This window comes from Pseudomonas sp. NFACC02 (assembly GCF_900110765.1).
Taxonomy (GTDB): Bacteria; Pseudomonadota; Gammaproteobacteria; order Pseudomonadales; family Pseudomonadaceae; genus Aquipseudomonas.
In genome coordinates this window covers 268,634-291,773 of record NZ_FOEO01000002.1, presented here as the reverse complement: position 1 = coordinate 291,773, position 23,140 = coordinate 268,634, and the positions used below count along the sequence as shown (strand labels likewise).

Below are 23,140 nucleotides of genomic sequence, written 5' to 3'. Positions count from 1 at the left end.
AGGAACGGATTACATCAGACAAATGGATTAATACATTATGATTTATTATGAGTTGAAAGCGCCGATTCTTTCAAAATCCCTCCTTCGCCCAGTCAGACAGCACTCATGTCGCTTTTTCTGAAACGGCTATAACCAGGAAGTCATAACCAAAGTTGATGGTTGGATTTCCGCTGATCGCTGTTTTTCCCTACGATGCGATGCATGGCAAGGCGCTGGCGTCATCTCGACACAAGCGCCGGGCCAAGTCCTGAACCCCTATCAAAGGAGCACCTGATGAGCACCGACGATCGCAGCGCTGTCATCGAAAGCTTTCTGCAAAAAATCCGCGTTATCCATCAGCGCGGCGTCGACCGTGAAGCGCTGAAAGAGATCGTCAGCCTGTTGGAAGACCTGGCCAGGCGTCGCGATCTTTTTAATTTCGATGCGTTCCCGTCGCCCGTGCCGGGTGAGGGTGATACGGCGTTTCGCTATCGCTTGAACGATGACGGGGAGACCCCGACGCTGTACATGAACTCGCTGCTGCCGGGGAAAAGCACGCTGCCGCACAACCACGAAACCTGGGCGGTGATCGTGGCGGTCGAGGGGCAGGAGATCAACTACGTGTGGGCGCGCACCGATGATGGCAGCGACCCGGCGTTTGCCAGGCTGGAGCTGGAGAAAGAAGTGGTGGTGCAGCCGGGCACTTCGATCAGTTTCCTGGGAGAAGACCTGCATGGCATCAAGGTCGATGGCAACACCCCGACCCTGCATTTCCACCTGTACGGTCGGCCGCTGGAGTCGTTGAACGGGCGCTATGGCGTCAGCACCGAAGGCAAGGTGCTCAACTACAACGCCTCGCAAATGGCTCCGTCGATCAAGGCCTACGCATGATCGATCTGCACTACTGGCCGACGGGTAACGGGCTGAACGTCGACATCTGAACCGTGGGCGCGCTCCCACATAGGCGAATCGCGTCATTTTTTAGGCACGAGAATCCCATGAGCCACAAAGTTACCCCGCATCAGCTGCAAGCCTGGCTGTTCGACGGGCAGGAAATCGCCCTGTTCGATGTGCGCGAGCACGGTCAGTACGGCGAAGCGCATCTGTTTCACGGGGTGAATCTGCCCTACAGCCGCCTTGAGCTGGAGGTGCGTCGGCTGGCGCCCAATCCATCGGTGCGCCTGGTAATCTATGACCAGACCGGCCGAGACGTGTCCGTGCAGGCAGCGCAACGTCTGCAAACGCTCGGCTACACCGATGTGCATGTGCTGGAAGGCGGCGCCGACGGCTGGCAAGCGGCAGGCCTGCAACTGTTTGCCGGGGTGCATGTGCCGTCCAAGGCGTTCGGCGAACGGGTGGAAGAAGTCAGCCACACCCCGCACATCAGCGCCACCGAACTGGCGGCCTTGCAGGCCAAAGGCGAATCGCTGGTGCTGCTCGACGGCCGGCCGTTCGACGAATACCGCAAGATGACCATTCCCGGTTCCATCTGCTGTCCCAATGGCGAGCTGGGGTATCGGCTGGCCGACCTGGTTCCGGACGACACGACACCGATCGTGGTCAATTGCGCGGGGCGCACGCGCAGCATCATCGGGGCTCAGACCCTGATCGACCTGGGGCTGAAGAACCCGGTGTATGCGCTGGAGAACGGCACCCAAGGGTGGTGCCTCGCCGACCTGCCGCTGGAGCACGGCAGCACGCGTCGCTACGCGGAAGTGTCCGCTGGCGCTTCGTTGGCGCAGCAGCGTGAGGCCGCCACACGTCTGGCTGAGCGGGCGGGTGTGACGACCGTCGACGCCGACCAGGTCGTGGCCTGGTCTCGCGACCCCACGCGCAGCCTGTTCCTGTGTGATGTGCGGACCCCGGAAGAGTTTGCCCTCGGCAGTCTGCCTGGCGCGCAACACACGCCGGGCGGACAGTTGATTCAATCCACCGACCTCTACATCGGCGTGCGCGGCGCGAGACTGGTGCTGATCGACAACGATGGCGTGCGCGCGCCCATCGTGGCCAGTTGGCTACGCCAGCTTGGGCATCAGGCTTACGTGCTGGAGGGCGGCTTGCACAGCGGTTTGACGTTAATACCCCAATTGACCTCTGTTGCCTCAGGCTTGCCAGTGATCAGCGCTGCCGAGGTGGCGGATTCGCTGCGTGACAACACGGTTGCGCTGGTGGACCTGCGCGGCAGCATGGCGTTTCGCAAGGCGCAGATCGCAGGTTCTCGCTGGTCGATCCGTTCGCACTTGGCCGCCGACCTGGCGACTGAAACGAAGCCGGTGGTGTTCGTGGCCGATCATGCCGATATGGCTGCGATCGCGGCGCTTGAATTGCCAGATCAGCAGCGGGCGGACGTGCGATGGCTGAATTTCCGGGCCTGGCAAGCAGCCGGTCTGCCGGTGCGTGAAGACGCAGGCAACCCGCCGAACGAGCGGTGCATCGATTTTCTGTTTTTCACCCACGACCGTCACGCCGGCAACAAGGAGGCGGCCCGTCAGTACCTGGCGTGGGAGATCGGGTTGCTGGGGCAGATGACCGCGCAAGAGATCGCCAGCTTTAAACCATTGGCTTCGGCTTAGCACGAAAGCCACGTGCGTACACGTCTGGTGCACGCTGCCCTGCGGAACGGCCGCGTGCACGACGTCCGGAGGCGACTGAATTCCCACAGCGAACATGTTGTTCAATCGCAGGGCTCGAGTGTCAAAACCCCGCCTTACCCACCGAAGCCCCACCGTCGACGAACAACGTTTGTCCGGTAATGAACCCGCTCTGCTCGGAGAGCAGGAAAGCGATCGCCGAGGCGATTTCTTCGGGCTGGCCGAAGCGGTCCATGGGCACGCCGGACAGGTAGCGTTTTTCGCCTTCGCTGCCCACTGGGTTGTTCTGCCGGAACAGCTCGGTTTCGGTCGGTCCGGGGGCGATGGCGTTGACGGTGATACCGGTCTGCGCCAGTTCCAGCGCCCAGGAGCGGGTGAAGCTGATCAGCGCGGCCTTGGCGGCAGCGTAGGCCGTGCGTTGGGTGATGCCGAGCACGGTCAGGCTGGAAATATTGACGATCCGGCCCCAGCCTTGTTCGCGCATGTTGGGCAGCAAGGCCTGGGTGGCGAGCAGGGCGGAGTGCAGATTGACGCCCATCACGGCGTCGAAATCGTCCAGTTCTATCTGACCGAGCGGCTGCGGCCGTACCAGGCCGACGTTATTGACCAGCCCATCGAAGCGATAGTGTTGGGCCAGTTCGGCCAGGCCGCAGCGGGTCTGGTCTTTGTTGCTCAGATCAAGCTCTTTGAGAACACCCGGAAAGGTCGGGTCATCGGCGTGGCGGGCGATGCCTACCACTTGATGACCGGCTGCGGCCAGGTGTTCGGACAGCGCACGGCCAATGCCTTTACTGGCGCCGGTGATGAGGAAAGTGCGGTTGGTCATGAGGAAAGTCTCTGAAAGAACGGGATGTTGCTGTAGGAGCGCGCTTGCCCGCGATTGGGGGTGTGTCAGTCACCCATGCCTGGGTTGATACACCGCAATCGCGGGCAAGCGCGCTCCTACAAGCGATAGGCATGATTCACTGCCTGCGCGGCGGGTTTTTGAGAAACGCGAGCAGCGCAATGAGCGGGAATGCACTGCCGGCGATCACGATCCAGGTCCAGCCGCCGTGGTCATACAGGGCGCTGGCGACCACAGAACCGATGGCGCCGCCGATGAATATGCTGGTCATGTACAGCGCGTTGAGGCGGCTGCGGCTTTTCGCGTCCAGGGCGTAGACCGAGCGCTGGCCGAGGACCATGTTCATCTGCACGCAGAAGTCCAGAACGATACCGGTCACCGCCATGCCGATCACCGCATAGAGCGGGCTGATCAAGCTGGGCAAAAAGCTCAGGGCGGCGAAAAGCATGGCGCACAGACTGGCAACTCGGGTGTGTCCGGCATCCGCCAGGCGCCCGGCAATCGGCGCGGCGACGGCGCCAATCGCACCGATCAGGGCAAAGAGGGCGATCTGGCTTTGCGACAGCCCATGGTTGCGCGCCAGTTCCAGCGGCACAGCGGTCCAGAACAAGCTGAATGTGGCGAACATGCAGGCCTGATAGAACGCCCGTTGACGTAAGACCGGCTGCTTGCGCAACAAGGTCCACAGCGACGTTATCAGTTGCCGGTAGGTGGCGTTATGCGTGGGTTGATGCTTGGGAATGGTCGTCGCCAGGACCACGCTGATCACCAGCATGACCGCGGCGGCCGTTCCGAACACGGCACGCCAGCCGAAGTGGTCGGCAATGAGGCTGGAAGCGGGGCGGGCGAGCAAAATGCCCAACAGCAGGCCGCCCATGATGCTGCCGACGACACGCCCGCGTGTTTCTTCAGGCGCCAGATGCGCGGCCAACGGAATCAGAATCTGCACGGCGACCGAGCTGAAGCCCACCAACAGCGACGCGAGCAGAAACAGGTTGGGCGTCTGCGCAAACGCCGCGCTCAAAAGGCTCAGGATGGCGACGCCCGTGGTGGTGATCATCAACCGGCGGTTTTCCAGCAGGTCGCCCAGTGGCACCAGGAAGAACAGCCCTATCGCATAGCCGATCTGCGTCAACGAGACGATGAAACTCGCCAGCGTGCTGGACAGCCCGATGTCAGGCGCGATCAACCCAATGATGGGCTGGGCGTAGTAGATATTGGCCACGATTGCGCCGCAGCAGAACGCGAACAGCATGGCCAGGCTTTTGGTCATCGTCGAAGCGGGGGTGGGGTGAGGCATGGACGTCATGCGAGTCTCGATTGGCATTGCGACAGGCGGGCAAGGCGCGCTGCCGTGGCGGATAAAAAATGGAGGTGTGAAAGGCTAACGCCTTTTCGTTGCGTTAAGAAGCGCTGTCGGGCCGATATGTTTCATGCCTGAAAAAAATGGTGCTGATTCGCCGGTTTTGCACCCGTCGCCCTTCCGAAACTTTTCCTCACTCACCCGAGTCACTCGTACACGGACCCATAGACTCACTCCACAAGGAATCACGCAATGGCTCGGGCAATCTGGAAGGGCGCGATCAGTTTCGGGCTGGTGCATATTCCGGTCGCGCTGGTGTCGGCGACGTCGCAGCAGGGCGTTGACTTCGACTGGCTGGACAAGCGCAGCATGGACCCGGTGGGCTATAAGCGGATCAACAAAGTCACCGGCAAGGAAATCACCAAAGAAAACATCGTAAAGGGCGTGCAGTACGAGAAAGGCCGCTACGTGGTGATCAGCGAAGACGAGATCCGTGCGGCGCACCCCAAGTCCACGCAGACGATCGACATCTTCGGTTTTGTCGACAGCAAGGACATTCCGCTGCAAAACATCGACACACCTTATTTCCTGGCGCCCGACAAGCGCGGCGAGAAGGTCTACGCTCTGTTACGGCAGACGCTGGTAGACACCGGCAAGGTGGCTCTGGCCCATGTGGTGATCCGCACCAGCCAGCACCTTGCGGCCGTCATGCCGCTGGAGTCGGCCATCGTCCTGGTGCTGTTGCGCTGGCCCGCTGAAGTGCGCGGGCTTGACACCCTGGATCTGCCCAAGGAAGCGACCGACGTTAAATTGAGCAAGAGTGAACTGGAGATGGCCAAACGCCTGGTCAAGGACATGAGCACCGAGTGGACGCCGGACGCCGACGAATACCATGACACCTTCCAGGAACAGATCATGGCACTGGTCGAGACCAAGGCCCGGGAAGGCAAGATCGAGGATGTGGAAACCGACGCGGGTGAAACCGAGCGCAAATCCGCCGATGTCATTGATTTGACTGAGTTGCTCAAACGTAGCTTGGGCAGTCGGGGCGGTCCCGCCAAGGCTCCGGTAAAAACGAAAGCTGCCAGCAAGAGCAAAACCGCTGCCGCCGATGAAGACGTTCCGGCCAAACGGCGCGCCCCTGCAAGGAAGAAAGCGACCAAGGCATCCTGAGTGATGCCCCGCCTGAAGGAAAGATGCAGAGGTCTAATCGATCATGGCAAAACCTGTGAGTGAATACACCCGCAAGCGCAACTTCGATATCACTTCCGAGCCACCCGAGACACAACGCCAGGGGCGCAGCAGCAAAGGTAAGGCACTGAGTTTTGTCATTCACAAGCATGATGCGCGCAATCTGCATTACGACTTTCGACTGGAACTGGATGGCACGCTGAAAAGCTGGGCGGTCCCCAAAGGCCCGAGCCTGGACCCCAAGAACAAGCGCCTGGCCGTGCATGTCGAAGATCATCCGTTAGGGTATGGCAGTTTCGAGGGAAGCATCCCGGAGGGGCAGTACGGGGCGGGTGATGTGATCGTCTGGGACCGGGGGATCTGGCAGCCTCACGGTGATCCGCGGGAAACCTATAAGGCCGGCAAGCTCAAGTTCACCCTGATCGGCGAGAAGCTCACAGGAGACTGGGCCCTGGTTCGCACCCATCTGCCGGGCAGTGGCGACAAGGAGCAATGGTTGTTGATCAAGGAGAAAGATGAGGCCGTGCGCTCGGCGGACGAATACGACATCGTCGCTGACAAGCCCGAGAGCGTGATCAGCGGCGCGACCGTGGGGGAGGGCCGGGCAAAGGTAACCCCCGGCAAGCGCAAGACAGCCGCTTCTTCGAGCGTCGCGGAAAAAAAGACGGCCGGTCCGGCAGCGAAGAAAGCGGCGGGCAAACCCTCTCCCACGAAGAAAACCAAGGTCCCGGAAAAACTGTCGCCGCAGCTTGCGACGTTGATGGACGCTCCACCGGAAGGTGACTGGCTATACGAAATCAAATTCGATGGCTATCGGATCATGACCCGGATTCTCGACGGCGACGTCCGGCTGATCACTCGCAATGGTCACGACTGGACCGAACGTCTGCCCCTGCAGGCCAAAGCCATCGCTGAGCTGGCGTTGGGCGATGGTTGGCTCGACGGTGAGATGGTGGTGCTCAACGAAAACGGACTGCCGGATTTCCAGGCGCTGCAGAATGCCTTCGAGATCGGTCGCAGCAAGGACATCGTCTATTACCTGTTTGACGTCCCGTTCCTGAATGGCGAAGACCTGCGCGACACACCGGTGGAAGAACGTCGTGCGCGCCTTAAAAAGCTGTTGGGCAAGAAAAGCCGGTTGCTGCGTTTCTCCGATGCGTTTTCCGCCAGCCACCGCGACATTGTGGAAAGCGCCTGTCTGTTGTCCCTCGAAGGGGTGATCGGCAAGCGTGCAGGCAGCGTTTATCAGTCACGGCGCAGCCCTGACTGGATCAAGCTTAAGTGCAAGCTTCGTCAGGAGTTCGTCATCGTCGGCTTCACCCAGCCACAAGGGACGCGCAGCGGGTTTGGCGCGCTGCTGCTGGCGGTGAACGAGGAGGGGGCGGGGTTGGTGTACGCGGGACGGGTCGGGACCGGTTTCAATCAGAAAATGCTCGGCGAGTTGTTCGAACAGATGAAAGCGCTGGAGCAGGACGCCTCGCCGCTGGCGAAAAAGCTTTCGCCTACCCAGGCCCGCGGCGTGCACTGGATCAGGCCGACGCTGGTCGGCGAAGTGGAGTTCGGGGAGTGGACCCGCGAAGGCATCATTCGTCATGCTTCCTTCATTGCGCTGCGCAGTGACAAGCCTGCCAGCGAGGTGGTCCACGAGTATCCCAGGACGCCGGTGGACATCAAGGCGCCCTTCAAGCCGAAGGCGTCCAAAACCGGTGCGACCAAGGCCAGTGTGTCCAAGGCCTCCAGGACCGCCGATGCGACGACCGGGAAGGCTAAACCTGCCAGCAAGCGTGCTGGTAAAGACAAGATTGAAGTGGCTGGCGTGATGATCAGTCATCCCGAGCGGGTGATCGACACGTTGAGCGGCCTGCAAAAAATCGATCTGGCGCATTTCTACGAATCAATTTCCGACTGGATCCTGCCCCATCTGGACCACCGTCCAGTGGCGTTGCTACGCTGCCCGGAAGGGGTGGAGGGCGAGCAGTTTTTCCAGAAGCATTCCGAACGGCTGGCGATCCCGAATATCAAGCAGCTCGACCCGAAACTTGACCCCGGCCATGCGCGGCTGATGGAGATCGACAGCGTCCAGGCGCTGGTGGGTGCCGCCCAGATGGGCACGATCGAATTGCACACCTGGGGCTCGACGTACGACAAGATTGAATTGCCCGACCACTTCGTTCTTGACCTTGATCCGGACGAGGCGTTGCCGTGGCGCAGCATGATCGAGGCCACGCAAATGACGTTGTCAGTGCTGGACGAGCTGGGTCTGGATGCCTACATCAAGACCAGCGGCGGCAAAGGCATGCATATCATCGTGCCGTTGGCGCGCAAGGCTGACTGGGACACGGTCAAGGCGTTTGCCAAGGCGTTGGCGCAGTTTCTGTCGCAACAGTTGCCGGAGCGCTTTACCGCGACCTCCGGGCCGAAAAACCGGGTGGGCAAGATCTTCGTCGACTACTTGCGCAACACCCGTGGCGCCAGCACCGTGGCGGCCTATTCGGTGCGGGCGAGACCGGGCTTGCCCGTCTCGGTACCCGTCACCCGAGACGAATTGAGCAGCCTCAAGTCCTCCACGCAATGGAACGTCGCCAACCTGCAAAAACGCCTGCGCAAGCTCAAGGCCGATCCGTGGGCGGGTTATAAAAATACCCAGCGGATTACCAAACCGATGTGGAAGCGACTGGGCGTGAAGGCGCCGTGATCAGGTATGGATGCGATCATCCTGCGGGAGCCGGTTTGCTGGCGAAGGCGTCACGTCATCCGGCATCACCGTTGATTGACCACCGCATTCGCTGCCCTCGTAACCTCGGACGGCTCCTACAGGGTTCCGGGGTTGGCTCACAAACCGGTGTCCAGACTCAGAACCTGTGGGAGCCGGCTTGCTGGCGAATGCGGCTGTTCATTCCACATTGATCTGACTGTCATAACGCGTCAGGTGACCGGTGTTTCGAGGCTTCGGCGAAACTGTCCCGGCGCCATCCCGTAGGTGTCCTTGAAGACTTTACTGAACGCCGCCTGGGACTGGTAACCGACCTGTGCGGCGATGTCGCTCAGGCCGCTTTTCGAGCGGCTTAACAAACCGTAGGCACGTTGCATGCGCACCTGGGTGAGCAAGGTCCAGGGCGAGGTGCCGCTGAGTTTGCTGAATGCACGCATGAAGGTGGCGCGGGACATGCTCGCACGTTCCGCCAACGCTTCGACGGTCCATTCATGGGCCGGGTCGTCAAGCATCGCCTGCCACGCGCGACCCAGGCGTTTGTCACTGAGCAGCGCGAGGCTGCCCTCGCTTCGCGGCGACTGTTGCAGGTATGCACGCACGACCAGGGTGAACAACGCCGAGGTCAGGGCATTGACCATGAACTGGCCTCCTGCCTGATTGCCATCGGCCTCGCCCCGCAGCAACGCAACCAGAGAGGGCAATGGATCGCCGATGTTGAGCGCCTGGGTGGAAATCAATAGATGATCAGGCAGCGCCGACAGCAGCAGGGCGTCTGGCTGGTAGAGAAAGCGCCCGCACAGCAGGTCCAGCTCCTGGCCGTTTCCGAAACGTTGCACGGTCAACAAGCCGCCGTCCTCCCTCTGCGGACGGGAAGGCGACACCCGTTCGCCGGGACTGAGAAGCAAATGACTGATACCGGTGGGCAGCACGAGAATATCGCCGGCGACGAGTTTCAAACGGCGACCGTCCGGCAGCTCGACTCGGCACTCGCCCGCCAGAACAATGTGATAAGGCGCGATACCGCGGACTTCCTGATCGTGATCCAGCGCCCAGTCCCCTTGAAACTGGCAGCGCAGGTCAAGGCTTCCGCGGACGTCAGCTAAAGTGATGAGCGTGTCGATGGCGTTCATATGCGACTTTCAGACAAAGAAATGAGCCAAACGAGCAAGTTACACGAACGCCCTTGGCGGACACTGTTTGTGTTCCCGGCGCAGTCTAGTCGCCGCTCTCAGGAGATACCACCATGTTCAGCAATTGGTCCGACCTTGTTTCCACCATCAAACAATCCTTCGGTTCCCTGTCCAAGTCCAACCCGAAGATGGTCAAGGCCTACATGGCCCTTGGCGATGCCGCGGCGGAAAACAACGTGCTCGACGCGAAAACCCGTGAGCTGATTTCCCTCGCCGTGGCCATCACCACTCGCTGTGACGGCTGTATCGGCGCTCACTCCGAAGCCGCCATCGCAGCGGGCGCCACCCGTGAAGAAGTGGCAGCCGCCCTGGCGACAGCGATTTCGTTGAATGCGGGGGCCGCGTACATCTATTCGATGCACGCGCTGGAAGCGTATGACGCGTTGAAGAAATGACGTTCAGGTGCGCGCACCGCGATGACCGGAACGCGCACCCCCGTCCACCCTATGAATGTCCATATGACCGTTGAGCGGTATCAACCCGCTGACACATCACGGTCATCCGTCTGAGCCGGATAGAACTCCCCCTCCAGTCCTAGCGCCAGCAAGCGCTGACGCACATTTTCTTCGACGTCAAGGACCTGATCAGGATCATCGATGTCGTCGACCACCAGCCATACACCCGCGACGTTCTGGTCATGGGTTCCTTCGCTGAGCATGTCGTGAGTGAACGTCTCGTTCGAGCGCCACAGGCACAGCTCGTCTTCGTTGTGCCCCCTTTCAGCCAGCGCTTCTGCCGAAGTGAGCCACACTTCCTTGTAGGGTCGCAGATCTGCTTCAGCGAGTTCTTCCAGCGTAATCACTGTTTTCATGTCATGCGCTCCTCCTGTCAATGCTTAACGTGTGACGCATGGCGAGCGAAGAGTGTTCCCGAGAATTCTGGCAGACGGACGAAATGGCCATTGAACCCACACCCATCCCTGGCGGTCGACTGACGGGCTCTGACACTGGATGTCGGCGTGGCTGGCCGGGCGTCAGGAATGTAACGACAGGGCCACAGGAGATTGCCGTGACTGAATCGACGCTGTTCACGCGTAGACGATTACTGACGCTGGCCGCTGGTATGTCAGCGGCACTGGCGTGCGATTTCGCGGCGGCAGGCGAGGGTTCGCCGTCACTTGGCACATCTTCGAATGCGCCGCCCGATAATCAAGGAGAAGCTGACATGCTGACCCGAAACATCCCCTCCAGTGGCGAGGCGCTGCCGATGATCGGTGTCGGTACCTACCGTGGGTTCGATGTCGAGCCTGGCAGCGACGCCTATAAGCGTTTGCCAGAGGTGCTCAACGAGCTGTTCCGTGCAGGGGGTACGGTGATTGACAGTTCGCCCATGTATGGCCGCGCGGAGCAAACGTCGGGCGAGTTGCTGTCGATTCATCGTCCCCGTTCGCCGGCGTTTCTCGCGACCAAGGTCTGGACCCGAGGACGTGAGGAGGGCATTGCGCAGATGGAGGCGTCGTTTCGTATGCTACAGACGGACCGCATCGACTTGATGCAGATCCACAACCTGCTGGACTGGAAAACCCATCTGCCCACCTTGCGGGCGTGGAAGGAGCAGGGGCGCATTCGGTACATCGGTATCACGCATTACACCTCGTCGGCGTATGACGACGTCGAAGCCGCACTCAAGGCGGAGTCCTTGGATTTTCTGCAGATCAACTATGCGCTGGATGACCGGGGCGTCGAATCGAGGCTGCTGCCGTTGTGCCGCGAGCGTGGCGTTGCGGTGATCTGTAATCGGCCGTTCGGCGGCGGCGGTTTGCTCGGGCGTCTGCGTGACACGCCTTTGCCGGGCTGGGCCGGAGAGGTGCAAGCCAGAAGCTGGCCGCAATTGGCGCTGAAGTTTTTGATCTCTCATCCCGCGGTGACCTGCGCGATTCCAGGGACGGGCAATCCGAAATACATGAAGGAAAATGCCGGCGCGGCGACGGGGCGGTTGTTGACCGATGCGCAGCGTCAGCAGTTGATTGCGTTGGTGGGGTGAGGGCGTGGTCGGGTTTGGCGACCCTGACCTGTAGCACCGTGGTTTGGCCCGCGAGTGCGGTGGGTCAGTGAAGAAACCGTTGACTGACACACCGCATTCGCCAGCAAGCCGGCTCCCACAGGTCTGCGGTCTGGACGCCAGTTTGTGAGCCAACCCGGGCCCTGTAGGAGCCGTCCGAGGTTACGAGGGTCTGGGCCGCACTCGGACGAATGCGGTGGGTCAGGCACTCTCGAGGTTGATGACCCACAGCATTCGCCAGCAAGCCGGCTCCCACAGGACATGCGTCCAGCAGGACTTACCGGCTCGCCAGCTTCGCCAGTAAGCTGGCTCCCACAGGATATGTGTCCGGCAGGACGACTTAGCGGTTCACCAGCTTCGCCGGCAACGCCACGACCAGCAGGCTGCTGAGGATCAGGCAGCCGGCGAAGAACCACAGCGCACCCGCGCTGCTGCCGGTGACGTCAATCGCGATGCCCATCATCGAGTTGCTGACCAGCCCGGCGATGTTCGCCAATGAGCAGGCGAGCGCAAAGCCGGTGGCAGCGGCGCGGCCCTTGAGGAACGTCGCGGGCAGGCTGAAGAACACCGGCACCGCGCCGATGATGGCTGCCGATGCGATGGCGAACAGCGCAACGGTCGCGACCACGTTATGGGTGAAGAACGGGCTGGCACCCATGGCCACCGCGCCGATCCAGAACGGCACGATGATGTGCCAGCGTCGCTCGCGGCGGCGGTCCGAGCTGGCACCGATCATCAACATGCCGATCAGCGCGGCAACGCTAGGCAAGGCGGTCAGGATCCCGATGTGGAAGGGGTCGGTCACCCCCGCATTTTTGATGAAGGTCGGCATCCAGAAACCCATGGCGTAGGCGCTGAGCAGGATCGAGAAGTCGATACCGCCGAGCATCCACACTTTCAGGTTGAAGAAACCGTCACGGAAGCTGTGCTTGCTGTCTTTGCCTTCGGCCTCGTCCAGACGCAGCTCGCCTTCCAGCAGCGTCTGCTCGGAAGCGTTTAGCCATTTCGCGTCTTTCGGCGCGTTCGGCAGGGCCCAGAAGGTCAGGATGCCGAGCAGCACGCTGGGTACACCTTCTATCAGGAACAACCACTGCCAGCCGCGCAAGCCCGCCGTCTGGTCGAAATGCCCCATGATCCAGCCGGACAGCGGACCGCCGATGACGCTCGACAGCGGCAGGCCGATCATGAACAGCGCAATGATGCGGCCACGACGGTAGGTCGGAAACCAGGTGGTCAGGTAGAACAGCACGCCGGGCAGAAAGCCCGCTTCGGCAGCGCCCAGGAAGAAACGCAAAACGTAGAACTGCATCGGCGTGCTGACGAACAGCGTGCAGGCCGAGAGCGCGCCCCAGGTGATCATGATCCGGGCGATCCAGATCTTCGCACCGACTTTTTCCAGCACCAGGTTGCTCGGTACCTCGAACAGGATATAGCCCACGAAAAACAACCCGGCACCCAGGCCGAAGGCGGTTTCGCTGAAGTGCAGCTGATCGAGCATCTGGAGTTTGGCAAAGCCGATATTGATGCGGTCAAGGTACGCGGCCAGGTAGCAGAAACACAGGAACGGAATGAGCTTCCAGGTGATCTTGTGGTACAGCGCTTTGATCGGGTCCGCGACCACGGTCGCGGCGGTTTCTACATTCGCATAGGGCATGGGTGTCTCCTGGCGGTTCTTCGACCGATGAGCGCAGTCGCGGCTGATCTTGCCTGCGTTTGCTGCGGTCTCATACGGCCTGTTGTGGTTTTTGTTTGCCGCACATCCAGTACTTTGGCAAGCACCGGGTGGCGGCTTCCAAAGGCAGTGTCAGAAGACTGGACGTCGCTTTGCCGGTCCATGGCAAAACAGTGTCCAGTAAGTGCGCGTGCAGCCTGCGCGACCATGCTCTCTGGCCTGGTTCTGACGGCGGAATGTTCCGTTTCTGCCGGGTGTTTCGTATTGCGTTGATTGTGTAGGAGCGCGCTTGCCCGCGATGGGGACCTGTCTGTGACATCGATGGCGCATGACACACCGCAATCGCGGGCAAGCGCGCTCCTACAGGTGTTGCGTTATCTTTTGAACTGGTTAATCGCCTCCTGCTTGCTCACCACATCCCCGTATTTGCTGTCGATGTCGAACAGGTTGGCCTCGTGCGGATCCGGGTGGCGGTCGCCGACGCATTCACGCACGACGATGGTCCGGAACCCGTGTTGCACGGCGTCTACCGCCGTGGCCCGGATGCAGCCGCTGGTCGAGCAGCCGGCCAGCACCACGGTATCGATGCCCATGGCATGCAGCATCGAAGCGAGTGACGTGCCGAAGAACGAACTGGCGTATTGCTTGCTGATCACCACTTCTTCCGGCCGAGGCAGCACGTCTTCGCAGAACGCCGCCAGTGGGTTGCCCTCGACCATGTCTTTCATCACCGGGGCTTTCTTGACCCACATGCCACCGTCGGCAAAATGCCCAGGGTGATAGCGGATATTGGTGTGCACCACCGGGATGCCGTGTTGCCGTGCGCTGGCGAGCAGTTCGACGCTCTCGGCCACAGCGCTGACCACGCCCGGTGCGAACAGCGGCGCACCGGGTTGGGTGTAACCCTGCATGAAATCGATCATCAGCAAGGCCGGTTTCTGGCCGAAACCGATGCGATTGCCCCAGACGCCCTGGTAGTTGGCGTCGGCGCTTTGCTGTTCACTCATTCCTGTCTCCTTTTGCAAACCGAGTGGTTTGCGGCAAACACATTCCCCTACAAAACGTTCAGCGCCAGATGAGCAGCGTCGTTAGTGCAGCGGCGTCCCCAGAAAATCACCAAACGCCGCAAAGAACCCCGGCAGGTTGTCCCACGGGATCATATGCCCGGCGTTCTCCACGCGGGCGATCAGGATCGCGGGTTGCAACTGGCGGATTTCCGCTTCGTCCTCTGCCTGAATCACGCCGCCACGACCGGCCACGATGAGCAGGGCAGGAACAGGCAGCTTCGGCAGGTCCTGGTGGAAGTCCACCTCATGGAAATCGTTGAAGGCGCGCACGATGGCCGGCTCGTAGCAGGTGTGCAGCCATTCGGCGCGCAATTGCAACTGCTCCTCGGTCCAGGTCGGGCAGAAGGCGCGCATGTCTTCGGCGCTCATGCCGTGTTGAGACTGGCGAATCGAATCCACGTACCACGGCAGTTTCGAAGGGTACTCACGACGCCCTGGCCCTGACACGGGCGGATCGATCAACACCAGGCTTTTCAGACCGCGCGGGTTGCGCACCGAAGTCCGCGCCGCGAAACGTGCGCCCATGGAGTGGCCGACCAGGTGGTAACTGGCGAGCCCCATGGCGTCGGCGAACGCGCTGATGTCATCGGCACAGGTGTCGACGCTGTAATCCAGCTCCGGCCCGGTGGAAGACAGACCGCGCCCGCGGGCGTCGATCACGTACGTGTCGAAATACTGGCCCAGTCGCTCGGCTACAAACCCCCAGGTGATCGCCGGACTGGTGATGCCGGGGATCAGGATCAGTGCCGGTTTGTCTGCATGCCGTGTACCGCCGTAGCGCAGGTAGTGCTGTCGGATGCCGTTGGCCTGTACGTTGCCGCCGTGAATGAACGTGCTCATGCGATGGCCCCCGATTTCAGTTCCTGACCATACAGGTCGTACCCATAGACCCACGCGGGGTCTTCCTGGGTGCGAAGCCAGGTGTTGGCGTTGGAAACCGCTTGAACGCGGGAGGCGCGCTCCTTGCGATTGGCTTCATACAACTCGAAGGCGGTGCGGTAATCGGAAAGCCCGGTTTCCTGCAGGCAGCGGGTCAGCATCGCCGCGTCTTCAATGGCCATGCCGGCACCCTGCGCCATATGGGGCTTCATCGGATGGCAAGCGTCGCCCAGCAACACCAGACGACCACGGCTCCAGAGCGGCAGCGGGTTGCGGTTGAGCAGTGGCCACTTGGTCACGGTTTCGGTGGATTCGATCAGCGCTTGTACGGTGGGGTGGTAGTCGGCGAAGGCTTCGTACATCTCCGCCTGGCTGCTGTCGACGAAGTTGCCGTTGAAATCCCACGCCGGGTGCGGAACGCCGGTGACGTAGTAGTACTCATCGCGTTTGCCGGTGGTGTGGTAGACCATCATGTGACGGTCCTCGCTCCACCACTTCACGCAGTTCTCGAAATTCAGGTTGTACTTGGTGAGAACGTCGCTGCGAATCAGCGCGCGGTGTGCGACCCAGCCGCTGTACAGCGGCTTTTCGTAGCCGAGCAGTTCTTCGCGGATCTTCGAATTGATGCCGTCGGCACCGATGACGATGTCAGCATCGGCATGGGTACCGTCGGCGAAGTTCAGCCGGACGCCATTGTCGCGCTCTTCAAGGGTGGTCAGGCATTTGCTGAAGTGAACGCTGCCCGGGGCGAGGGTGGACATTTGCAAGGCGTGCAGGTCGCCGCGGTGCACGGTGATGTAGGCAGCGCCATATTCCTTGCGTGAGAACTCGCCCAGCGCGATGCGGGACATGTAGTCGCCAGTCGCGCCGTCACGGCTGAACCAGAAATCCGGATGCGAGCCCATGTCACTGAGCCGTTGCTCGATGCCCATGCGGCGGAAGATTTTCATGATGTTCGGACCCATGTGGATCCCTGCGCCGATGCGCGAGAACTCAGGCGCCTGCTCATAGACATCGACCTTGAAACCGGCCTGCTGCAACAGCGTGGCAGCGGCTGCCCCTCCCAGACCGGCTCCGACGATGGCGATGGTTTGCGAACTGGGCGTAGCGGAGTGAGTTGGCATGGCGCGCTTCCTTCGTGTTTCTTAAGTCTCGGTGAATGATGTGGCGAATAATTGTCGTCGCCACATTGCGTTTTTAAAGTGTATACGCTGAATTTTTGAAATGTGAATAGATAAATTGAAAAATACTCTGCGACGTCGCAAACAGGCATGTCACCCTTTGTAACCCAGTAATTACGACGATTGTGTGCATAAGTAACGAAGTGGCTTGGCTATTGCAGACGGCGTTCAATTGATGTCTTATCGCGTTTAATTAGTGTGTACGCTTCAAAAAATGCACTAGTCTGATGCGGGACGCCTTTCAATGGTGCATTCGGCGCCATGTGATTGACCTGAGCCGAGTGACGAGGAGACCAGAAATGCCGGTTAGCGATTGCGAATTGACCCAGATGTTCGAGCACGTCCTGAAGCTGTCGAAGGTGGACACGACCCAGAGCGTTGCCGTGCTCAAGAGCCACTATTCCGATGCGCGCACCGTTCGCGCGGCCATGGACGCCGCCCAGCGCCTGGGCGCCAAGGTCTATGCGGTGGAATTGCCTTCGTTCAATCACCCCAAGGCGATGGGCAATGACATGACCGCCTACTGTGGCGACACCGCGCTGACCGGCAACATCGCCGCCCAGCGCGCGCTGGAGGCGGCGGACCTGATCGTCGACACCATGATGCTGCTGCATTCGCCAGAACAGGAGCAGATCCTCAAGACCGGCACGCGCATTCTGCTGGCGGTGGAGCCGCCGGAAGTGTTGGCGCGCATGCTGCCGACGGTGGCCGACAAAGAGCGGGTTCTGGCCGCCGAACAGGTGCTAAAGGCTGCGCGGTCGATTCATGTCAAATCCCGCGCCGGCAGTGATTTTCGCGCGCAACTGGGTCAATACCCTTCGGTGACGGAGTACGGTTTTGCCGACGAGCCAGGCCGTTGGGACCACTGGCCCAGCGGATTTCTGTTCTCCTGGCCGAACGAAGAAACGGCAGAAGGCACGCTGGTCATCGACATCGGCGACATCGTTCTGCCGTTCAAGACGTACTCGCGCGAGCAGATCATCCTGGAGATCGACAAGGGCTTCATCACCGGGATCAAAGGTGGTTTCGAAGCCGAGTACCTGCGCGATTACATGAAGTACTTCAACGATCCCGAGGTGTACGGCATTTCCCATATTGGGTGGGGCTTGCAACCACGTGCGCAGTGGACCGCCATGGGCCTGCACGACAAGAATGACGGCATGTGCATGGACGCGCGGGCGTTCTACGGCAACTTCCTGTTTTCGACCGGCCCGAACACGGAAGTGGGCGGAACGCGCAAAACCCCGTGCCACCTGGACATTCCGCTGCGCCATTGCGACATCTATCTGGATGACCAGGCCGTGGTGCTGGGCGGGGATGTGGTCGCGCCCGAGGCTTCAAAAGCCTGACCTTGCGGGCTGACCGCCACATGACTTTTTAGAGCGCGCCTGGTCTGGGCGGCATTCCGACGACAGTGTCCGGTCAGGCGTTGTTCTGGTGGCTGACCGGCCCCTTCGCGAGCAAGCTCGCTCCCACCGTTCTATCTCCGGTGGCCTGACGATTCCACTCCCGGCCCGCAACCGTTAATGTAGCCGCCATCTCAGGTCCGCCAAACGAGCCCTCCGTGTCCACTGATCCTTCATCCAACAACCATCAGTCCTACACCTTCTCCGAGCAGGTCGGCCATTTGCTGCGCAAGGCGTATCAGCGTCATCTGGCGATCTTCCAGCAGAACGTGGGGGATTCGCAGCTTACGGCCGTGCAGTTCGTGACGCTGTGCGCGCTGCGCGATCACGGGCCCAGTTCGCAGACCGAGCTGGTCAAGGCCACGGCAGTGGATCAGGCGACTATCCGGGGCATCGTCGACCGCCTCAAGGCGCGTGACCTGATCAGCCTCGATCCTGACCCGCAGGACCGTCGCAAGGTGATCTGCAGCCTGACCGACAGCGGCCTCCAGTTAGTGCAGGAAACGGTGCCCCGGGCGGCGCAGATCTCTGAGCTCACGCTGGCCAGGCTTAACCCGGCCGAGCGCGTGGCCGTGTTGTTTCTGCTGCGCAAGCTGATCGAGGAGCCGGACGAGTAAGCCAGTCCAGACTCGCTCCTAAAGGTCCGTCTCCATTTCCCTACGATAGGATCGTTCCCACGCTCCGCGTGGGAACACCAGCGCTTACGCTCCGCGTCATTGTTTGAGGACCCGAAGCGTCCGCAGCCCGGTTACCACGCGGAGCGTGGGAACCATCAAGTGGGAGCCCTCAATCAGACTGCCTTCGCGAGCAAGGTCGCTCCCACAGGTTCGTCTCCAGTTCCATACAGCCAAACCCCTCCGTCCTACAGCCTTTTCTCCACTGGCACGCTTCCTGCTCTCCTTTTGTGAAGTGAATACTTCATCAAAAGCGCGAGGCGCTGAGTAACACAGGGGAGTGCGATATGAGTGAGCAGCCGGTGGCGGCGCAAAAGACCGTGACGCTGAACGTCAACGGTCAGGCCGCGTCCGTCACAGCCATGCCTGATACGCCGCTGCTGCTGATCCTGCGCAACGACCTGGCCCTCAACGGCCCGAAATACGGTTGCGGGCTGGGCGAGTGCGGCGCATGCACGGTGATCATTGACGGGGTGGCAGCACGCGCTTGCGTGTTTCCCCTGGCGGGAGCCGAGGGACGTGAAATCACCACGCTGGAAGGCATCGGTTCGCGAGCGTGCCCGCACCCGGTGCAACAGGCCTTTATCGATGAGCAAGCCGCGCAATGTGGCTACTGCATGAACGGCATGATCATGACGGCCAAAGCGCTGCTCGACCGTAACCCGCACCCCAGCGAATCGGAAATCCGCAACGAGCTTTCAGCCAACCTCTGCCGTTGCGGCACCCATATCGAAATCCTCCGTGCGGTCATGCGTGCCGCTCGCCACCCGCTTTGAACGGAGCGAATCCCTTGAACCCGTCCATGACGCCCCCCGAGACTCTGCCGACACGTGACGCTCTGCTGGCCAAAAACGGCGTTTTGCTGATCGTCGATGACATCCTGCCGCCTTCAGGGCCAGTCGCCAAAGGCGGTACTCCCACGGTCAAGCCCAAGGAGCTGGGGCTGTTTATCGCCATCGATCAGGACAACGCGGTGTACGCCTTCAACGGCCACGTGGACCTCGGCACCGGTATTCGTACCTCACTGGCGCAGATCGTTGCCGAAGAGCTCGATCTTCAAATGGATCAGGTCACGATGGTGTTGGGCGATACCGAGCGCGCGCCGAATCAGGGCGCGACCATCGCCAGCGCGACGTTGCAAATCTCTGCGATCCCGTTGCGCAATGCCGCGGCCGAAGCGCGCCGATACCTGCTTCAACAGGCGGCGCAGCGTTGGGGTGTCGGCGCAGACTCGCTGGTCATCGAAAACGGGGTGATCCGCGCTCAGGATGGTCGCACGCTGCGTTTTGGCGAGTTGTTGGTCGATCAGCACGTCGAGCTGCGTATTTCCGGCAATGCGCCGCTCAAGCCTCTGGAAGAGTACAAGCTGGTCGGAACGGTCGCGGCAAGGGTCGACATTCCGGCCAAGGCCACCGGCGAATTGACCTACGTCCATGACATGCGCCTGCCCGACATGCTTCACGGTCGGGTGATTCGTCCGCCGTACGCCGGCTATGACACGGGCGAGTTTGTCGGCACCAGTCTGCTGGAGGTCGATGAGTCGTCCATTGCGCACATTCCCGGCATTGTCCGCATCGTGGTAATCCGCGATTTCATCGGCGTGGTCGCGATGCGCGAAGAGCAGGCTGCCAAAGCCGCGCGGGAGCTGAAGGTCACCTGGAAACCCTGGCGGGACCAGTTGCCTGACATGAGCGATGTCGAGCAGGCGATCCGTGATAACCCGAGCATTCAGCGGGTGGTGCTGGACAAGGGCAATGTCGATCAGGCCCTGGCCAACGCCAGCGAACGGATGACGCGCACTTACCTCTGGCCCTATCAGATTCACGGCTCCATCGGACCGTCCTGCGGGTTGGCGGATTACCGCGAAGACGGCATCCGGGTCTGGTCCGGCACGCAGAATCCGCACATGTTGCGCGCCGATCTGGCCTGGCTGCTGGAGTACCCCGAAGAAAAGATCGAGATCATCCGCATGGAGGCGGCCGGTTGCTATGGCCGCAACTGTGCCGATGACGTGTGCGCGGACGCGGTATTGCTGTCGCGCGCCGTCGGCCTTCCGGTTCGCGTGCAACTGACCCGCGAGCAGGAACACGCGTGGGAACCCAAGGGCACGGCGCAACTGATGGAAGTCGATGGTGGCCTCACTGCAGAAGGCAGCATCGCCGGTTATGACTTCGCCACCCGTTATCCGTCCAATAACTCGCCGACCCTGGCATTGCTGTTGACCGGGCGCGTCGAGCCGGTCGCGGTAATGTTCGAAATGGGCGACCGCACCTCGATTCCGCCGTACGACATTGAGCACATGCGGGTCACCATCCACGACATGGCGCCCATTGTCCGCGCGTCATGGATGCGCGGTGTGTCGGCGCTTCCCAATACCTTCGCTCACGAATCCTACATCGATGAGTTGGCATTCGCGGCGGGCGTTGATCCGGTTGAATACCGGTTGCGCTACCTGCATGACGACCGCGCCTCGGAACTGGTGCGCGCCACCGCCGAGCGTGCGAACTGGTCGCCGCGCACGCAGCCGATGCAGACTCCAGAAGAGGATGGCGTGCTTCGCGGTCGTGGCTTCGCCTACGCGCGCTACATCCACAGCAAGTTCCCCGGCTTCGGCGCGGCGTGGGCGGCGTGGGTCGCGGATGTCGCGGTGGACAAGCACACCGGCGATGTGTCGGTCACACGGGTGGTGATCGGTCACGATGCCGGGATGATGGTCAATCCGGCGGGCGTGCAGCATCAGATTCATGGCAACGTCATTCAGTCCACCAGCCGTGTGCTGAAAGAGCGTGTGACGTTCGAGGAGTCCACGGTCGCGAGCAAGGAGTGGGGCGGCTATCCGATCCTGACCTTCCCCGAAGTACCCGAGGTCGACGTCATGATGATGCCGCGCCAGGCCGAGCCACCGATGGGCGCGGGCGAGTCGGCGTCGGTGCCCAGCGCGGCGGCGATCGCCAATGCGGTTTACGACGCCACCGGCATCCGCTTTCGTGAGCTGCCCATCACCCCCGAGCGCATTCTGGCGGCGCTGAAAAATGCAGGCGATGAGGCGAACGGCAACCCACCGCAGTCGCCGAAGGCCAAGCGCTCGAAATGGTTGTTCGGGTCGTTGTTCGCGGCGTTCGGCGCGGTGTTGGGGATGGCGGCGACGGCGTTCCCGTGGCGCGCTGAAATTGCCCCGATTGCGCCACCCAGCGCGGGCACCTGGTCCGCCGCCACGCTGGAGCGTGGGCGTTTGCTGGCCTCGGCAGGGGATTGCGCAGTCTGTCACACCGCACCGGGTGGCACCGTCAACGCGGGTGGTCTGGCGATGCAGACACCGTTCGGCACCTTGTACAGCAGCAACATCACGCCCGATCCTGAAACCGGCATCGGCAACTGGTCGTATCCGGCCTTCGAGCGCGCGATGCGTGACGGTATCAGTCGTGATGGCAAGCACCTTTATCCGGCGTTTCCCTACACCGCCTTCAGAAATATCGACGATGCGGACATGCAGGCGCTGTACGCGTACTTGATGTCGCAGGCGCCGGTCGAACAGGTTCAGCCAGCCAACAGCCTGCAGTTTCCATTCAACGTGCGCCCGTTGATGGCGGGGTGGAACGCATTGTTTCTGCGTAAGGGCGAGGTACAAGCGCAGCCACAACAAAGCGCGCAGTGGAATCGGGGACAGTATCTGGTCAATGGCCTGGGGCACTGCACCGCGTGCCATTCACCGCGCAACCTGATGGGGGCGGAGAAGGGCGGTGCGTCGTTCCTGGCGGGCGGCATGGTCGATGGCTGGGAGGCGCCTGCCCTGAACAGTCTGTCTAAAGCGCCGACGCCGTGGACCGAGGACCAGTTGTTCAATTACCTGAGCACGGGCTATTCCGGTGCCCATGGTGTGGCGGCAGGACCGATGGGGCCAGTGGTGTCGGAACTGGCGAAATTGCCGAAATCTGACGTGCGGGCGATGGCGGTGTATCTCGCGTCGTTGAATGGCTCGGCGGACGCGGCAACGGTCGCCACTGAAGTCGCCGCAGCCACGAAACCTGCGGCGGCGGTTTCAGTGCAATCGCTGAGTAATGGTCAGCGGGTGTTCGAAGGGTCTTGTCAGGGGTGTCATGCAGATGGTCTCGGGCCGACGCTGTTCGGAGTCAGTCCGTCGCTGGCGAGCAACACCAATGTTCACAGCGCTGTGCCGGACAATCTGATCAAGGTGATCCAGCAGGGGATTTCCAATCCGGCCACGCCGGACCTGGGCTACATGCCGGGGTTCAAGGACAGCCTGTCGGACACGCAGATCAGCGACCTCGCGGCCTACCTGCGCAGCCGCTTCGCGCCGAAGGAACCGCAATGGACGGGGTTGCAGGAGAAAGTGGCTGACCTGAAAGCCAATCCCGGCACTCATTGACACCGCCTGGCCCTGAATGACAACCCACATAACCCTGTGGGAGCTGCCGGAGGTTACGACGG

General features: G+C 61.2%; 18 protein-coding genes. 10 read left to right on the top strand and 8 right to left on the bottom strand.

From position 1 onward, the window contains the following. Positions 1-273: 273 nt before the first annotated feature. Together BMY73_RS03305 and BMY73_RS03300 are read left to right on the top strand one after the other, a co-directional pair. On the top strand, positions 274-870 hold the full coding sequence (locus tag BMY73_RS03305) for a cysteine dioxygenase family protein (protein WP_092405013.1): 597 nt from the start codon (positions 274-276) through the stop codon (positions 868-870). 107 nt (positions 871-977) lie between these two features. Then, the gene (locus BMY73_RS03300; protein WP_092405011.1) at positions 978-2,552 is read left to right on the top strand and encodes a rhodanese-like domain-containing protein; all 1,575 of its coding nucleotides are present in this window, start codon (positions 978-980) and stop codon (positions 2,550-2,552) included. Between the two features lie 121 nt (positions 2,553-2,673). Here BMY73_RS03300 and BMY73_RS03295 read toward each other — a convergent pair whose 3' ends face one another. Both BMY73_RS03295 and BMY73_RS03290 read right to left on the bottom strand, forming a co-directional pair. Then, the gene (locus BMY73_RS03295; RefSeq protein ID WP_092405009.1) at positions 2,674-3,396 is read right to left on the bottom strand and encodes an SDR family oxidoreductase; all 723 of its coding nucleotides are present in this window, start codon (positions 3,394-3,396) and stop codon (positions 2,674-2,676) included. 136 nt (positions 3,397-3,532) lie between these two features. After that, positions 3,533-4,723: an MFS transporter gene (locus BMY73_RS03290; protein ID WP_371914941.1), complete on the bottom strand. Its 1,191-nt coding sequence runs from the start codon at positions 4,721-4,723 to the stop codon at positions 3,533-3,535. Between the two features lie 246 nt (positions 4,724-4,969). Here BMY73_RS03290 and BMY73_RS03285 point away from each other — a divergent pair, with 246 nt between their 5' ends. Both BMY73_RS03285 and ligD read left to right on the top strand, forming a co-directional pair. Then, on the top strand, positions 4,970-5,890 hold the full coding sequence (locus BMY73_RS03285) for a non-homologous end joining protein Ku (RefSeq protein ID WP_062380815.1): 921 nt from the start codon (positions 4,970-4,972) through the stop codon (positions 5,888-5,890). A gap of 43 nt (positions 5,891-5,933) precedes the next feature. After that, positions 5,934-8,603: a DNA ligase D gene (gene ligD, locus BMY73_RS03280; protein WP_092405007.1), complete on the top strand. Its 2,670-nt coding sequence runs from the start codon at positions 5,934-5,936 to the stop codon at positions 8,601-8,603. 230 nt (positions 8,604-8,833) lie between these two features. On the opposite strand, the gene BMY73_RS03275 is transcribed toward ligD, so the two are convergent. Beyond that, on the bottom strand, positions 8,834-9,751 hold the full coding sequence (locus BMY73_RS03275) for an AraC family transcriptional regulator (RefSeq protein ID WP_092405005.1): 918 nt from the start codon (positions 9,749-9,751) through the stop codon (positions 8,834-8,836). Between the two features lie 113 nt (positions 9,752-9,864). Here BMY73_RS03275 and BMY73_RS03270 point away from each other — a divergent pair, with 113 nt between their 5' ends. Further along, entirely contained in the window at positions 9,865-10,206 is a 342-nt protein-coding gene (locus BMY73_RS03270; RefSeq protein WP_074755236.1) for a carboxymuconolactone decarboxylase family protein, read from the top strand. An 80-nt stretch (positions 10,207-10,286) separates the two neighbouring features. On the opposite strand, the gene BMY73_RS03265 is transcribed toward BMY73_RS03270, so the two are convergent. Continuing rightward, entirely contained in the window at positions 10,287-10,622 is a 336-nt protein-coding gene (locus BMY73_RS03265; RefSeq protein WP_062380830.1) for a hypothetical protein, read from the bottom strand. Positions 10,623-10,873: 251 nt separating this feature from the next. On the opposite strand from BMY73_RS03265, the gene BMY73_RS03260 reads away from it, so the two are divergent. Beyond that, positions 10,874-11,794 carry an aldo/keto reductase gene (locus BMY73_RS03260; protein WP_371914944.1) on the top strand — a complete coding sequence of 307 codons (921 nt, stop codon included), beginning with the start codon at positions 10,874-10,876 and terminating at the stop codon, positions 11,792-11,794. A 358-nt stretch (positions 11,795-12,152) separates the two neighbouring features. Here BMY73_RS03260 and BMY73_RS03255 read toward each other — a convergent pair whose 3' ends face one another. The 4 genes from BMY73_RS03255 to BMY73_RS03240 form a co-directional block, all read right to left on the bottom strand. Further along, positions 12,153-13,466 (bottom strand): MFS transporter, encoded by a 1,314-nt coding sequence (locus BMY73_RS03255; RefSeq protein ID WP_092405001.1) that lies wholly within the window; start codon positions 13,464-13,466, stop codon positions 12,153-12,155. A 392-nt stretch (positions 13,467-13,858) separates the two neighbouring features. After that, positions 13,859-14,491, bottom strand: coding sequence for an N-carbamoylsarcosine amidohydrolase (locus tag BMY73_RS03250; RefSeq protein ID WP_092404999.1), 633 nt, complete (start codon positions 14,489-14,491; stop codon positions 13,859-13,861). Between the two features lie 81 nt (positions 14,492-14,572). After that, positions 14,573-15,391, bottom strand: a complete 819-nt coding sequence (locus tag BMY73_RS03245) for an alpha/beta fold hydrolase (protein WP_092404997.1) — start codon at positions 15,389-15,391, stop codon at positions 14,573-14,575. Further along, positions 15,388-16,554 carry an FAD-dependent monooxygenase gene (locus BMY73_RS03240; RefSeq protein WP_092404995.1) on the bottom strand — a complete coding sequence of 389 codons (1,167 nt, stop codon included), beginning with the start codon at positions 16,552-16,554 and terminating at the stop codon, positions 15,388-15,390. The genes BMY73_RS03245 and BMY73_RS03240 overlap by 4 nt, the downstream gene beginning before the upstream one ends. 356 nt (positions 16,555-16,910) lie before the next feature. Here BMY73_RS03240 and BMY73_RS03235 point away from each other — a divergent pair, with 356 nt between their 5' ends. The 4 genes from BMY73_RS03235 to BMY73_RS03220 all read left to right on the top strand — a co-directional run bounded on the left by BMY73_RS03235 (position 16,911) and on the right by BMY73_RS03220 (position 23,078). Beyond that, positions 16,911-17,960 carry a 2,5-dihydroxypyridine 5,6-dioxygenase gene (locus BMY73_RS03235; protein ID WP_062380840.1) on the top strand — a complete coding sequence of 350 codons (1,050 nt, stop codon included), beginning with the start codon at positions 16,911-16,913 and terminating at the stop codon, positions 17,958-17,960. 215 nt (positions 17,961-18,175) lie between these two features. Next, positions 18,176-18,634: a MarR family winged helix-turn-helix transcriptional regulator gene (locus BMY73_RS03230; protein ID WP_062380841.1), complete on the top strand. Its 459-nt coding sequence runs from the start codon at positions 18,176-18,178 to the stop codon at positions 18,632-18,634. Positions 18,635-18,978: 344 nt separating this feature from the next. Next, on the top strand, positions 18,979-19,467 hold the full coding sequence (locus tag BMY73_RS03225) for a (2Fe-2S)-binding protein (RefSeq protein WP_062380843.1): 489 nt from the start codon (positions 18,979-18,981) through the stop codon (positions 19,465-19,467). 26 nt (positions 19,468-19,493) lie between these two features. Beyond that, entirely contained in the window at positions 19,494-23,078 is a 3,585-nt protein-coding gene (locus tag BMY73_RS03220; RefSeq protein WP_092404993.1) for a molybdopterin cofactor-binding domain-containing protein, read from the top strand. The last annotated feature ends 62 nt before the right edge of the window (positions 23,079-23,140 follow it).